General features: G+C 69.8%; 7 protein-coding genes. All 7 read left to right on the forward strand.

The window, feature by feature from the left end:
• Nucleotides 1-70: 70 nt before the first annotated feature.
• The 7 genes from ACGFI6_RS39560 (at nt 71) to ACGFI6_RS39590 (ending at nt 15565) form a co-directional block, all read left to right on the forward strand.
• Nucleotides 71-1036 carry a hypothetical protein gene (locus tag ACGFI6_RS39560; RefSeq protein ID WP_393127826.1) on the forward strand — a complete coding sequence of 322 codons (966 nt, stop codon included), beginning with the start codon at nt 71-73 and terminating at the stop codon, nt 1034-1036.
• Nucleotides 1037-1209: 173 nt separating this feature from the next.
• Nucleotides 1210-2319, forward strand: coding sequence for a phenylalanine--tRNA ligase subunit alpha (gene pheS / locus ACGFI6_RS39565; protein WP_393127827.1), 1110 nt, complete (start codon nt 1210-1212; stop codon nt 2317-2319).
• On the forward strand, nt 2319-4892 hold the full coding sequence (locus ACGFI6_RS39570) for a phenylalanine--tRNA ligase subunit beta (RefSeq protein ID WP_393127828.1): 2574 nt from the start codon (nt 2319-2321) through the stop codon (nt 4890-4892). Before pheS ends, ACGFI6_RS39570 begins: the two co-directional genes overlap by 1 nt.
• Before the next feature lie 5 nt (nt 4893-4897).
• Complete coding sequence (locus ACGFI6_RS39575) at nt 4898-6439, forward strand: gamma-glutamyltransferase (RefSeq protein ID WP_393127829.1); 1542 nt, start codon at nt 4898-4900, stop codon at nt 6437-6439.
• A 47-nt stretch (nt 6440-6486) separates the two neighbouring features.
• A complete protein-coding gene (locus ACGFI6_RS39580; protein WP_393127830.1) occupies nt 6487-7509 on the forward strand; it encodes a glycosyltransferase family 2 protein in 1023 nt (340 codons plus the stop codon).
• The gene (locus ACGFI6_RS39585) at nt 7506-9716 is read left to right on the forward strand and encodes a hypothetical protein (protein ID WP_393127831.1); all 2211 of its coding nucleotides are present in this window, start codon (nt 7506-7508) and stop codon (nt 9714-9716) included. The genes ACGFI6_RS39580 and ACGFI6_RS39585 overlap by 4 nt, the downstream gene beginning before the upstream one ends.
• A gap of 149 nt (nt 9717-9865) precedes the next feature.
• Nucleotides 9866-15565, forward strand: coding sequence for an Ig-like domain-containing protein (locus ACGFI6_RS39590; protein WP_393127832.1), 5700 nt, complete (start codon nt 9866-9868; stop codon nt 15563-15565).
• Nucleotides 15566-15595: the final 30 nt, after the last annotated feature.

Consider the following 15595-nt stretch of genomic DNA (forward strand, 5'->3'; position numbering starts at 1 on the left):
CCCCACCCCTCGTCCACAGCCGAGGAAGTGGCGTGTCGGCCGGCGGCGTGGCGCGTGCATGTTCTTGGGGGTGGAGGAGACAAAGGCGAGTTCGTTCGTGGAGTTGCGCCGACAGCAGGCAGGTGCGTTCAGCCGGGCACAAGCGCTGGCACATGGAATCAGCGACAAGGTGTTGCTCGGGCGGCGCCGCGCTCGGCAGTTGCAGCAGGTGCACACCGGTGTGTACGCCGACTTCACCGGGCCGCTCCCGTGGGAGACCAGGATGTGGGCGGCATGGCTGGCTTGTGGTGCGGGTGCTGTGCTGACTGGTACGACGGCGCTCCGCCGGTACGGCGTTGCTGTGGAGTCGCGGGATGAGCGGATCCACGTCGCAGTACCGCACTCGCGCCGGGTCGAGCCGAAATCGGGTGTCGTTGTCACCCGGCACCGGCGCCTGTCGTCGCTCGTGCAGCCGTCTCGCGATCCGGCGACAGTACGGCTGGAGGTCGCGCTGCTCGTGATCGCCGCCGGGGAAGCGGACGTGTCGCGGCAGGCAGCCGTCCTGTTCGACGCGTGCCGGCAACGCCGGACGATGCCGGCCCGGTTGCTGACGGAACTCGAATCTCTTCCGGAGCTGCCGGGCCGCCGGATCCTTCGGCGGATCCTGTCCGAGGCGGCCGAAGGCGTTCAGTCGTTCCTCGAGCAGGTGTATCTGCGCCGCGTCGAGCAGGCACACGGGTTGCCGCGGGCGCGGCGGCAAGTGCGCGTCGAAGACGATGGCAAGGTCAGCTACCGGGACTCCGAGTATTCGCCGTACGAGGTGATCGTCGAACTGGACGGTCAACTCGGTCATGCCGACGCGGCGAGTCGGTGGCGTGACATGACGAGGGACAACGCAGCCGCGACGAGTGGGAAGGTGACGCTGCGCTTCGGCTACCAGTTGGTCAGCGACCCGTGCGGCGCAGCCGTCCAGGTCATCGCCGCCCTCCGCTTCCGCGGCTGGACAGACACCCCGCACCCCTGCTCCCCAACCTGCCCGGTAACCCCCACCCGCTAGCCCCCAGCCCCTAGCGAGGCTGGGGAGGATTTCGTGCCGATTCGGGGGCAATATCCTCCCCAACCTCCACTTTGGACCGGGGTGGTGGCGGGGGTTGTGGATGGGCGATTCACGGTCTTGGGGGTTGGGTTTCTAGACTGCAATCCGCAGTAGTTCCGAATCGAGAGCGAGCCATGTCCGGTCCCAACACTGATTACGACCCGGTCGAAGTGACGCCGCTGCATGCCGAAGAGGTGGAGCGGACCCGCGACGAGGCCCTGACGGCGTTTACCAAGGCGGCCGATCTGGCCGCCTTGCAGGAGGCCAAGACCGTGCACCTCGGCGACAAGTCGCCGATCGTGCTCGCCAACCGCGAGATCGGCGCGCTGCCGCCGCAGGCCCGGAAGGAGGCCGGTCAGCGGATCGGCGCCGCCCGGAAGGCGATCAACGAGGGCTTCGCGGCCCGGCTCGCGGTGCTCGAGGCCGAGCACGAGGAGCAGATGCTGGCCACCGAGCGCGTCGACGTGACGCTGCCGTGGCACACCCCGCAGCTTGGCGCGCGGCATCCGCTGTCGCTGATCTCCGAGCAGGTCGCGGACGTCTTCACCGCGCTCGGCTGGGACGTCGCCGAAGGCCCCGAGGTCGAGGCCGAATGGCTGAACTTCGACGCCCTGAACTTCCAGCCCGACCACCCCGCGCGGCAGATGCAGGACACCTTCTTCGTCGAGCCGGAGGGTTCCGGCCGGGTGCTGCGGACCCACACCTCGCCGGTGCAGGCGCGCTCGATGCTGACCCGGAAGCCGCCGATCTACGTGATCTGCCCCGGCCGCGTGTTCCGCACCGACGAGCTGGACGCGACCCACACGCCGGTCTTCCACCAGGTCGAGGGGCTCGTTGTCGACGAGGGCATCACGCTCGCGCACCTCAAGGGCACGCTCGACCACTTCGTCGTCTCGATGTTCGGCGAGGGCCTCGAGGCCCGCCTCCGGCCGAACTTCTTCCCGTTCACCGAGCCGTCGGCCGAGGTGGACCTGAAGTGCTTCGTCTGCCGGGGCGCCTCGGTCGGCAACCCGGACCGCCCGTGCCGCACCTGCGGCAGCGAGGGCTGGATCGAGTGGGGCGGCTGCGGCGTGGTGAACCCGCGGGTCCTGCAGGCCAACGGCATCGACACCGAGCGGTACTCCGGTTTCGCGTTCGGCATGGGGCTGGAGCGGACGCTGATGTTCCGCAACGGCGTCGAGGACATGCGGGACATGGTCGAGGGTGACGTGCGGTTCAGCCGCCAGTTCGGGATGGAGATCTGATGCGGGTCCCACTGTCATGGCTTCGTGAGTACGTCGACCTGCCGGGCGACGTCACCGGCCGCCAGGTCGGCGAGCAGCTGATCCGGGCCGGCCTCGAGGTGGAGACCGTCGAGGAGTCCGACCTGACCGGTCCGCTCGTGGTCGGCAAGGTGCTCACCTACGAGAACGAGCCGCAGAAGAACGGCAAGACCATCCGCTGGTGCTCGCTCGACATCGGCAAGGACGACCCGCAATGGGTGGTCTGCGGTGCGCACAACTTCGAGGTCGGCGATCTCGTGGTCGTGGTGCTGCCGGGCGCGGTACTGCCGGGTGGGTTCGCGATCGCCGCGCGCAAGACGTACGGCCACGTGTCGAACGGCATGATCTGCTCCAGCGCCGAGCTCGGTCTCGGCGACGACGGTACGCACGGCATCGTCGTACTGGAGCCGGGTGAGGCGACCCCTGGCGACGACGCGATCGACCTGCTCGCGCTGAAGGACGACGTGCTCGACATCGCGGTGACGCCGGATCGTGGGTACTGCCTGTCGATCCGTGGTGTCGCCCGCGAGGCCGCGACGGCGTACGGCGTATCGCTCAAGGATCCGGCGGAGCTGGCGCTCACCGGCTCCGGCGCAGATGGATATCCGGTACGGGTGGACGATGCCGCCGCGTGCAGTGCGTTCGTCACGCGGACCGTCACCGGGATCGACCCGAAGGCACTCTCGCCGCGCTGGATGCAGAAGCGGCTGCTCGCGTCCGGGATGCGGCCGATCTCGGTCGGCGTCGACGTCGCGAACTACGTGATGCTCGAGCTCGGTCAGCCGATCCACACCTACGACAAGGCCGGGCTGTCCGGTCGGATCGTCGTCCGGCGCGCGAACGCCGGCGAGAAGCTGATGACGCTCGACGACCAGACCCGTGAGCTGGACGCCGAGGACCTGCTGATCACCGACGACTCCGGGCCGATCGGTGTCGCCGGGGTGATGGGTGGGGCGTCCACCGAGATCTCGGACGCGACTACCGACGTGGTGATCGAGGCCGCGCACTTCGACCCGATCGTGATCGCGCGGGCGTCGCGGCGGCACAAGTTGTCGTCGGAGGCGTCGCGCCGGTTCGAGCGCGAGGTCGACCCGGCCCTGCCGCGGTACGCCGCGCAGCGGGTCGCCGACCTCCTCGCCGAGTACGCCGGCGGCACGATCCTCCCCGGCGAAACCGTCGTGGACACCCACCCGGCCCCGTCCCCGGTGACGATCCGCGCCGACCATGCGGCCCGCGTCGCCGGCGCCACGATCACCCTCGACGAGACGATTCGGCATCTGGAGTCGGTGGGGTGCATCGTCGAGGCTGCGGCGGCGGACGCGGCTGCTGCCCCGTTGGCTGCCGGTGCGCACGCGCCTGCGCTCGCCGAGGCCGGCACCACCACGATCGGTTCCACCCACATCGAGGGCGACGATCTGGTGACGGTGACGCCGCCGTCGTGGCGGCCTGATCTTCGGGATCCCAATGACTTCGCCGAAGAGGTCATTCGGCTGTTCGGGTACGACAACGTGCCGTCGGTGCTGCCGTCCGCGCCGGGTGGGCAGGGGCTGACCGTGGCGCAGAAGCGGCGCCGGAAGGTGGCGACCGCGCTGGTCGGCGCCGGCCTGACCGAGGTGGTGTCCTACCCGTTCATGGGCGAGGCCGACTTCGTCGCGATGGGCATCCCGGCCGACGACTCCCGCCGTACGACGGTCAAGCTCGTCAACCCGATCTCCGACGAAGAGCCGTCGATGCAGACCACCCTGCTCGCGACCCTGCTCCGGACCGCCGAGCGCAACGTCGGCCGCGGTGCGAACGATCTGGCGATCTTCCAGACCGGCCTGGTCTTCCTGCCCAAGCCGGACCCGAAGCCCGCGCCGCTGCCGTCGGTCGAGCACCGGCCGAGCGACGCCGAGATCCAGGCGCTGTACGACGCCCTGCCGGACCAGCCGCTGCATGTCGGTGCGGTGCTGACCGGTTCGCTGACCCCGACCGGTTGGTGGGGCAAGGGTCGTCCCGCGGGCTGGGCCGACGCGGTGCAGATCGCGCGACTGATCGCGACGGCGATCGGCGTCGAGCCGGTCGTCACGAACGCGGAGCTGGCGCCGTGGCACCCCGGCCGGTGCGCGGAGCTCAGCGTCGACGGCAGAACGATCGGGTACGCCGGTGAGCTGCACCCGAAGGTCTGCCAGGCGTTCGGTCTGCCGGCCCGGTCGAGTGCGGTCGAGCTTGATCTGGACGCGCTGATCGCGGCGGGTCCGGAGTCGATCTCGGCGCACCCGTTCTCGTCGTACCCGGTGGCCAAGGAGGACGTCGCGCTGATCGTCGGCGCCGACGTACCGGCCGCCGATGTGCAGGTGGCGCTGGCCGAGGGTGCGGGCGAGCTGCTGGAGTCGGTGCGGCTGTTCGACGTGTACACCGGTGAGCAGATCGGCGACGGCAAGAAGTCGCTCGCGTTCGCGCTCCGGTTCCGCGCGCCGGACCGGACCCTGAAGGAGAACGAGGTCGCCGACGCCCGGCAGGCCGCCGTACAGGTCACCGTCGACCGTTTCAACGCGGTCCAACGGGTCGGCTGAAAGACATGAGTGCGGGTCACCCGCGGGTGGCGGTCGCCGCGCCGAATGTGGCGGCGGCCGATGCCGGCGTGCGGGTGGCTGCCGAGGGCGGCAACGCGGTGGACGCTGCGATTGCCGCCACGCTCGTCACGATGGTGAACGAGATCGGCGTGGTGTCGCCGGCCTCGGGCGGTTTCGTCACGTTGCAGGTGGCCGGGGGCGACCCGGTCACGATCGACGGCTGGGTGGAGATGCCCGGCCGCGGCCTGCCGATCGACCGGTTCGGCCGCGCCGTCTGGGACGTCACCACCGACTACGGCGGCGGCACGACGACCACGGTCGGCCACGGCTCGGTCGCCACCCCGGGCGGGATGAAGGCCCTCGACCTCGCGCATCGCCGGTCCGGCAAGGCGCCGTGGCGCGAGGTCGTCCAGCCCGCGATCGAGGTCGCGCGGAACGGGTTCGCGCTCAGCCGGACGTCGGGCTACTACCTGCGGTTCACCCACGAGATCATCTTCGGCTGGCACCGGCCGAGCCACGGCGTCGTGCACGACGAGGACGGCGAGGTGATCAAGGCCGGTACGACGATCGTGATCCCCGAGCTCGCCGAGGCGCTCGAGCTGATCGCCCGCGACGGCGCCGAGACGATGTACACCGGAGCCCTCGCCGAGCTGCTGATCCAGGACATGGCCGCCAACGAGGGCATCCTCACCGCAGAGGACCTGGCCGCGTACGAGGCTGTCGTCCGCCCGGCCCTGGTCATCAAGCAGAACGGCTGGCGCCTCGCCACCAACCCGCCGCCCGCGGTCGGAGGCGTCGCGGCGGCGGCGATGCTCGCGCTGCTCGACGGCGTACCGGCCGACGGCAGCTGGAGTCAGCTCGAGCTGGAGCGCCTTGTCGAGGTGCAGCACGCCGTCCTCGGGCAGCGGCTCGCCGAGCTCGACGAGGAGGACGTACGCACGCTGGAAGCCCGGAAGCTTCTCGACCTGGCCGCGGCCGGCGACCTGCGGGCGTTGACCTCACCCAGTACGGCGACGGTGTCGGTCGTCGACGACGAGGGCGACGCGTGCGCGATCACGGTCTCCTCCGGGTACGGCTCCGGCGTCCTCACCCCGGGCACCGGCATCTGGCTGAACAACGCGCTCGGCGAGCAGGAGCTGCTGCACGGCGGTCCGCACAGCCTCGCCCCGGGCACTCGGCTGACCTCGAACATGGCCCCGAGCGTCGCGCGCCGGGAACGCGACGGCGCCGTCCTCGCGATCAGTTCGCCGGGATCGGACCGGATCCCGACCGCGCTGGCCCAGGTGTACGCGCTGCACACGCACGGCGGGCTCTCGTTGCGCGAGGCGGTCGAGCACCCGCGGCTGCACGTCCGGGTCCGCGAGGACGTGGTCGTCGACTACGAGGACGACCTGCCGGTGTCCGGTTCGACCGCGCTGCCGACCCGCCCGATGCCGCCGCACTCGATGTACTTCGGCGGCGTCGCGGCCGCGCTGTGGGATCCGGTGGACGGCCTGAGCGCCGTCGGCGACCCGCGGCGCACCGGAGCAGTGGCGATCTCCCCGTGAGCGGTAATGTCAGGCCTCTGACCCGACAGGACCCGGAAAGGCAGCCGATGCGGGACATGGACCCCGAGCTCTCCGTTGTCGTGCCGATGTACGACGAGGAAGAGGTGCTGCCGATCTTCTTCCGGCGGATGCATCCGCTGCTCGACGGTCTGGGGATCAGCTACGAGTTGCTCGTCGTCGACGACGGCAGCCGGGACCGGACCTCCGCGCTGCTCCTCGACGCCGCGAAGGACTGGCCGCAGTTGCGCGTCGTCCGGTTGCTCCGCAACAGCGGTCATCAGGCGGCGCAGTCGGCCGGCTTCCGGCGGGCCCGCGGTCAGTACGTCGTCACGATCGACGCCGACCTCCAGGACCCGCCCGAGGTGATCGCCGAGTTCCTGCGGGTCGTCCGCGAGCAGGATGTGGACGTCGTGTACGGCGTCCGCTCCGATCGTTCGAGTGACTCCTGGGCGAAGCGAACGACCGCCCGGCTGTACTACCGCTTGATGTGCCGCCTGGTCGGCAAGGAGATCCCGTTCGACGCGGCCGACTTCCGGCTCGTCACCCGGCGCGTGGTCGAGGCCGTGAACGCGCTGCCCGATGACGGCCGCGTGTTCCGGCTGGTGATCCCGTGGCTGGGCTTCCCGAGCACCAAGGTCTCGTACGTCCGCGCTGAGCGAGCGGCCGGCTCCACGAAGTACAACGTCTCGAAGATGGTGCGTCTCGCGTTCGACAGCGTGACCGCGTTCTCGGCGGCGCCGCTGCGACTGGCGACCTGGCTGGGGTTGCTCGGCGGCGTGATGTCCGGGCTGTTCGTGGTCGGCGCGCTGGTGATCAAGCTGACCGGCCGGGGCATTCCCGGCTGGACGTCGACGGTGCTCGCGGTCAGTGTGATCGGGGCGATCCAGCTGCTCTGCCTGGGCCTGCTCGGGGAGTACGTCGCGCGCCTGTTCCAGTCGAGTCAGCGCCGGCCGCAGTTCCTCGTCGGCTACGACAGCCTTGAGGACCACGGCCACCAAGAGCCCACCCACGAAAGCACGCCGACGCAGGGCAGCACGCCCACTCAGGAAAGCACGCCGAACCAGAGATGAAGCGGTTCCTTCCGTGGCTGTTGCCGATTCTGGTGGCGGCCGGTGGGTTCGGGGCGCTCGGCGATGTCGGCGTCGGGCCGCTGCTCAAGTACGCCGTGTACTTCGCCGGCGCGATCGCCTTGCCCGGCACGTTGTTGTTGCGTGCGGCGTGGCGCAGTACTGGCAACTGGGCGGAGGACCTCGGGCTCGGATCGGTGGTCGGTGCGACCTGGCAGCTGATCGGCTGGGCGCTCTTCACCGCGCTCGGGTGGCAACGTTGGCTGATCGTCTGGCCGGCGCTGGTGCTGATCGGGTTCGCGCTCGTGGGACGGCAGTACTTCCGGATCGCCGAGCCCCAACCGCTGCCGGTCGCGTGGAGCGTTGGGCTGGCGGTGTCTGCGGCGGTGATGATCGGCGCGGCCACGCTGGGCGTGATGGCGTACCACCCGATGCCGCCGAACGGTCAGGCGTACTACCCGGACCTGCTGTACCACCTGTCGATGGTGCAGGAGTTGACGCGCCAGGTGCCGCCGCAGATCCCACAGGTCGTGGGGGAGCGGCTGGAGTACCACTGGTTCGCGAACGCGGACATGGCCGCGGCTGTGGACGTCACGCGGCTGACACCGCTCGTCGTACTGTTCCGGCTCTGGATCATCCCGTGGCTGATCGTTGCGCTGCTCGTCTGCGCAACACTCGCCAGAACCGTCAGCCGTACGTGGTGGACCGGCGTACTCGCCGCACTCGCACTGGCCGCGCCGCAACTGTACTTGCTCGTCGACACGAGTGTGAACCTCGCTGCGCCGGTCAGCCTGCTCAGCCCGTCACAGACGCTCGGCATGATCGCGGCTGTCGTGGTCGCGGTGTTCCTGATCGACCTGCTGTTCAAGGACGGCAGCCACCGGCTCTGGCTGCTCATCGTGCCGGTTGCCATTGTCGGCGGCGGCTCGAAGCCGACCGTCCTCCCACTGCTCGTCGCAGCAGTTGGTGTGGCCGCGCTGTACCTTCTACTGACCACGCGCCGGCTGCCGTGGCGTCTGATCGGTACGGCGGCCGTGCTGCTCGTTGCCGGCGCTGTCACCTTCCTGACCGTGGCCGGCAGCACCAGTGGGTCCCGTCTGCAGTTCCTGGCGATCCTGAAATCGCTGCCCGTGTACTCAGCGGCCACGGGCGACAGGACACCACCTGGTGCCGGCGGACTGATCCTTCCGGCGCTCGCACACGGCGAGGTGCTCGGCACGTTGAGCCTGTTGCTCGGACTGCTGCTTACGTTGCAGGCGATGTCCTGGGCGGGCTTCGGGGTTGCTTGGCGCAAGGACCCGATCGCGTGGTTCCTGGTCGGCGCGATGGTCGCCGGCTGGGCCGGGTACCTGCTGATCGACCATCCGTCGGTGAGCGAGTCCTACTTCATCTACACCGCCGCGCCGTTCAGTCTCGCCGGAGCAGGCTGGTTCGCGGCGGCCAGCGCCCGTGCGTCACGACGACCGGTGCCGATCGCGGTCGCGGCGTTCGTCCTGTCGATCGCGTACGCACTGCTGCTCGTCTGGGCCCGCGGAGTGCCGGCCGCGACCACCGGTCGTCAGCTGTGGCTCAGTACCCGGATGTTGCTCGTGGTCCTCGGGATCACGCTGTTCCTGCTGCTCGTCTGGCGGCTGACCTTGCGGCAGGCGGGCGGCGGCATGCTCGTCGTACTGGTGCTGCTCTCGACCGCACCGATCAGTTCGTTCGTACAGAGCGCCGCCCGCGGCGACATGGAGAAGGCGCCGACGTACCGGTCCGCGCACTGGTGGGTGTATCCGGACGAGACCGAGGCCGCGCTGTGGCTCGGGCGGAACTCCGCGCCGACCGACGTGGTCGCGACCAACACCTGGTGCCGCCCGGCCGGTTCGACCGCGCCCGGATGCGATGCCCGCGGCTACCTGGTCAGCGGCATGGCCGGTCGCCGTACGTTGATCGAGGGCTGGGCGTACACGAACCAGGCGATGGCCGGACAGGGCAAGGGCGGCCGGCGCTACACCGAGCAGCCGTCACCGTGGCCGGACCGGGTTGCCCTCACCAACGAGGCCCTCACCGCACCGACCGCCGACCTGCTGCGCAGGCTGCGCGACGAGTACGGCGTTCGCTGGCTGTACGCCGACACGCGCAACGGCCCCGCCTCGCCGGCGCTCGACCGGCTCGCGGTCCGGCGACACAGCATCGGCAAGGTGCGGATCTACGAACTCGGAGAGTGAATCTCCCGTAACATTTAGGTGGTGTCTGGCGATACCACCTAGTCAGTAGGGCCTGCCCGCCCGCGGCCCACGCGTCATTGTGATTGCTCGGGAGGGCGGGATACATGCGGGCAGCCCGACCGGCGGCCATTCTTCTTGTCACCGGCTTGTTGAGCCTCGGAACTGTCGGCGCCACTGGCACCGCGACCGCCTATCAGGTGCCGGCGACGCCGTTCACCGACTCGGCGACCACGGTGATGCCGGGCTCGGGCCTGCGGCAGACGATCACCGCGACCGGGCGGACCGAGCTCGGCGATCCGGCGACGGCCGGCTTCCGCGGCCTCGGGCCGGCCACCTACCAGCCGGCGATCACGACCGGTACGCCCGCGCAGGACGTCGTGGTCAACACCGGCGACTGCGCGTCGACCGGCGGCTGTGGCGACCGCGGCACCGTGACGATCGCGTTCTCGCAACCGGTCCGCAACCCGGTCCTGCACCTCGGCGGCATCGGCGGATCCGTCACCCGGACCGTCAGCGGCCGAACGGTCGCACAGTCCGAACTGCACTCGATCCTCAAGCTCGGCACGGCCGGCCTCAGCCTCACGAAGCTCGGCCAGGGCAACAACCTCGCGGTCACCAGCGACACGATCGCCGCCACGAACCACGATGCCGGCCCGAACTGCGTCAATACCAAATCGCCGTCCGGCCTCGACACGTCCGCGACCGCCGCCTGCGGTTCGGTCCGCGTGAACGGCATCGTCAGCACGGTCAGCTTCGACGTCACCGCACAGTTCACCAAGCACCCGAAGCTGCCGGCGCTGAACAACGGTTCGTCGGGCGACGCCTTCTCGATCGTCGCGTCCACTCCGGAGGACTTCGGCGATGCGCCCGCGTCATACGGCGCCGCGTGGTCGGTGCTCAGCGACGTACAGCTCGGTAAGGATGTGACCGAGGACAACGCCACCGTCGCGAACGGTACGACCGGTCCGGCGACTCCCGATCAGGCCGATGACGGTGTCGTGTTCAAACCACTGCACACCGGTCAGACCTCGTACGCCGCCGAGTTGCAACTCTCCGGTACGTCGAAGGCCGGGCGGGCCTGTGCGTGGATCGACGCGAACGTCAACGGTGCCTTCGATCAGGGCGAGCGGGCCTGCGCCGCGTTCGCCGCGAAGCAGACGACCGTGACGTTGCGTTGGGCGGAGCTCGCTCCGAAGGTGGGAGCGTCGTACGCGCGAGTGCGGGTCGGCTACAACGCCGCGCAGGTGGACAAGCCGACCGGTGCGGCGGACGCAGGTGAGGTCGAGGACTACCAGTTCGCGATCACGCCGCCGCCTCCGCCAGTGCCGGCCGACGACACCGTGACGACCGGGTTCAACACCGCCGTCGTAGTCAAGGTGCTCGGCAACGACAAGCCCGGTTCGGCCGACGCGCCACTCGTACCGGACACGCTCTGCCTCATCAGCGGTCGTCAGTGCGTGCAGATGGTGAACGTCGTCGGCCGGGCGAAGTACGTCGCCAACGACGACGGCACGGTCCGCGTCGAACCCGTACCGGGTTTCGTCGGTGTCGCGAAACCGGTGACGTACCGCATCGCCGATCGCAACGGCACGACGGCGACCGCGAAGCTGACCGTCACGGTGTCGCTCCCAGATCGCCCGGTCGCCAAGCCCGACACTGCTTCGACGCCGCAGAACATCAGCGTGACGGTCAAACCGCTAGCCAACGACAACGCCGCCACGGGTGTGCAACTCGTACCCGGTTCCGTCGTACTGCGTGATCCCGCCGATGCGACGTTCAAGAAGGCGGTGGTGATCGCGGGCGAGGGTGAGTACGTGGTGAAGCCGGACGGCGGCGTGGACTTCGTCCCGAAGCCGCAGTTCACCGGCGTCGGTACGTCGATCGGCTACCGCGTCACGGACACCACCCACCAGACCGCCGAGTCCACGCTCGCGGTGACGGTCACGGCCGTGACGCCGATCGCGAACGGCGACTCGGTCTCGACCGCGTTCGACACCGACGTCGTCGTACCGGTGCTCGACAACGACCTGCCGGGTTCGCCGGACGCGCCGCTGGTGCCGACGACGCTGCGGCTCGTCGACCCGGTCAGCAAGAAGATCGTTGACAACCTGACGATCGCCCGCGAGGGCAGGTACGTGGCGGCGGCCGGCAAGGTGACGTTCCAGCCGCTGCACGGCTTCACCGGTGTCGGCACCCCGGTGACGTACCAGGTGCTCGACAAGAACGGGACCGCCGCACGCGCCGAGCTGACGGTCTCCGTCGCGGCCCCCGGCCCGCCGGTCGCGAACCCGGACACGATCAGTACGCTCCAAGGCCGCTCCGTGGTGGCGACCGTCCTGGCCAACGACGAGCCCGGCCCGACCGGCTCCGCGCTGAAGCCGGCCACGTTGCGCCTCTTGACCGCGAACCAGCCGGTGGTGTCGCTCATGGTTCCGGGCCAGGGGAAGTACACCGTGAAACCCGACGGCAAGCTGGTGTTCGATCCGCTGCCGGGCTACAGCGGTACGGCGACCGCGGTCGGCTATCAGGTTGCCGATGGCAACGGTGCGATCGGGCGGTCGACGCTGACGGTCCGGGTCACGAAGGTCCAGCCGGACGCGTCCGACGACACGGCGCAGGCGGCGTACGACACGAATGTGACCGTGCCGGTGCTGGCGAACGACGATCCCGGCGACCCGTCGGTCCCGCTGGTGCCGAGCACCGTACGGCTGATCGACCCGGCCACCCAACTGCCGACGGCGACGCTCGTGATCGACGGCCAGGCGAAGTACACGACGACACCGGACGGGACGATCGAGGTCGACCCGGCGCCCAAGTTCACCGGCGCCGCGAAGCCGGTCAGCTATCGGGTCGCGGACGTGAACGGGACCACGACCACGGCCGCCCTGACCGTCACCGTGGCGAAGCCGGCCCCGCCGACCGCCGAGCCCGACACCGTCACGGGCAAGCAGAACGTCCCGGTGCGCGTGAGTCCGCTGCTCAACGACCTGCCTGGTGTCGGGACTGTGCTCGACCCGCGCAGCCTCACGTTGGTGGATCCGGTCGACGGCTCGCTGAAGAAGCTGGTGCGGATCGCGGGCCAGGCCGCCTACCAGGTCAACCCGGACGGCACGATCGGGGTCGACCCGCTGCCGACGTTCACCGGTACGGCGACCAAGGTGACGTACGGGATCTCCGACGAGTTCGGGCAGACCGCGCGCTCGACGATCACTGTCACGATCGCACCGGTCACCCCGGTCGCGGCCGACGACACTGCGCGCACGCCGTACGGCAAGACCATCACGGTGAACGTACTGGCGAACGACAAGGCGGGCGATCCGACGGCGCCACTGGTCGCCGGCAGTCTGCAGCTGATCGATCCGGCCGACGGGGTGGCGAAGGAAGCGGTACGGATCCCGAACGAGGGTGAGTACAGCACCGCCGGGGGAGCCGTGCAGTTCGATCCAAGTGCGACGTTCCGCGGCCCGGGGACGCCGATCACCTACCAGGTGGCGGACGCGAACGGGACGACCGCGACTGCACAGTTGACGGTCACCGTGGGGCAGCCGCCGGTCGCGGTCGCCGACACCGCATCCACCCTGCAGAACGTGACCGTGACGGTGAACGTGCTGTCGAACGACCGTCCGGGCACCGACGCGACGCTGGACCACGGCTCGGTCGGCCTGAACGGGACGGCGAAGAAGCTCACGGTTGCGAAGCAGGGGACGTACGAGGTGCAGGCGAGCGGCGCGATCGAGTTCGATCCGCTGCCGGCGTTCCGGGGCAAGGCGACCGGGATCAGCTATCGGGTCACCGACTCCAACGGGAACGCCGCGGTCGCGACGCTGACCATGACCGTCGTACCTGTCGATCCGGTCGCTGTCGACGACTCGGCGATCACGCCGTACGGCCATGCGATCTCGGTGCAGGTCCTGGCGAACGACAAGCCCGGCGACCCGTCCGCGCCGCTCCGGCCGGCCACCCTGATGCTGAAGGACGCGACCGGCCACTACGCCAAGAAGCTGACGAGGGCAGGCGAGGGAACGTACGCCGTCGACGCGTACGGCGCCGTGACGTTCAAGCCGGTCAAGGGATTCCAGGGCGTGACGACGCCGACGACGTACCGGATCGCAGACTCGAACGGGACCACCGCGGACGGTCTGCTGCTGCTGACGGTGGGCCAGGGACCGAAGGCAATCGCGGATCCGGTGAACACCAAGCAGAACGTCACCGTCACCGTCGATCCGCTCGCGAACGACCAACCGGGCACCGGCGCCAAGCTCGATCCGGCGTCGCTCCAGGTCTACGGCGTGGCGTGGGGGCCGACCGCAACGATCCCGGGGCAGGGCGTGTTCACGGTGAAGGCCGGCAAGCTCACGTTCGACCCCGAGCCGGCGTACCGCGGGGTCGTGTCGATCGCGTACCGCGTCACCGACTCCACCGGGAACCAGGCGAGCGCATCCGTGACGGTCACGGTCGCGTCGGTCGTTCCGGTGATCAAGAACGATGCCGCTAGCACTCCGTACGAGACCGCGATCACCGTCGACGTGCTGGCGAACGACCGGCCGGGTGATCCGAGTGCGCCGCTCGGCAACGTGCGGCTCATCGATCCGGTAACCGGTGCGCCACTGCCCGCGCTCGTCGTCGCGGGGGAGGGGACCTTCACCGTGCAGCCGTCCGGGGCGATCCGATTTGCGCCGGTCGACGGGTACGCCGGGGTCGCGGTCCCGGTCGGGTACCAGGTGGCCGATCGCAACGGCACGACCGGCGCAGGTTCGTTGACGGTCACGGTGCAGGCCCGGCCAGTCGCCGTACAGGACGAGGCGCGTACCAAGCAGCACGTTGCCGTCACCGTCGATCCGCTCGCGAACGACAAGCCGGGGCCGGGCGGTCGCCTCGATCCGGTGTCGCTCCTGCTCGTCGGGCCGGACGGTGCCCTGGTCAGCCACGTGACGATCGCGGGCCAGGGTGCGTACGTGGTTGCGAACGGCAAGGTCACTTTCAGCCCCGAGTCAGTGTTCTCGGGAACGGCGCAATCCGTTGCCTACGACATCAAGGACAGCAACCGGAACGCGGCCCGCTCGACGATCACCGTGACGGTTGTGCCCGTGCGTCCGGTGATCGTCGACGACAGTGCCAATACCAAGTTCGGTACGGCGGCAGTCGTCAACGTGCTCGGCAACGACAAGGCCGGTGATCCGTCCGCGCCGCTCCGGCCGGGTTCCGTCGTACTGCGGGATGCGGCCGACGGGCACGAGAAGAAGTCCGTAACCGTCGCGCGCGAAGGCACGTTCGTGGTCGGAGACGGCGGAGCGGTCACGTACACGCCGGCGAAGGGCTTCGTCGGGACCACGCGGGCGCTGGCGTACCGCGTCACCGACGCGAACGGTACGTCGGACACCGCGCTGCTCGACGTGACGGTCGCCGGCCCGGTGCTCGCGAAGGCCGCGCCGGACTCGGCCACCGGTACGCCGGGCAACCCGGTCGCGGTGAACCCGCTGCTGAACGACAGCGGCACGATCCAGCCGAGCTCGGTCTGTCTCCGGACGGGCAGCACGTGTACGAAGCACGTGACGAACGGCGCGGGCACCTGGTCGGTCGGCACCGACGGAACGGTCACGCTCAAGCCGGTTGCCGCCTTCACCGGCACCGCCAAAGTCACGTACGAGCGGACCGACGAAACCGGCGAGACGGTCACCGCACCGGTCAAGTTCACCGTCGGCGCCGAGCCCGGCGAGCAGCCCCGCATCCTCAACCGCGCCGAACTGCCACCGACCGGCGGCCCACCGTCCGTCGTCGTCACGCTCGGCGTCCTGCTCGCCGCCCTCGGCACGACGCTGATCGCGCTCGCCCGCAAACGTCGCAGGTGAACCGCCAGGCCATCACAATCGCCCCCGCGC

The organism is Kribbella sp. NPDC048928 (assembly GCF_043197975.1).
Classification (GTDB): domain Bacteria; phylum Actinomycetota; class Actinomycetes; order Propionibacteriales; family Kribbellaceae; genus Kribbella.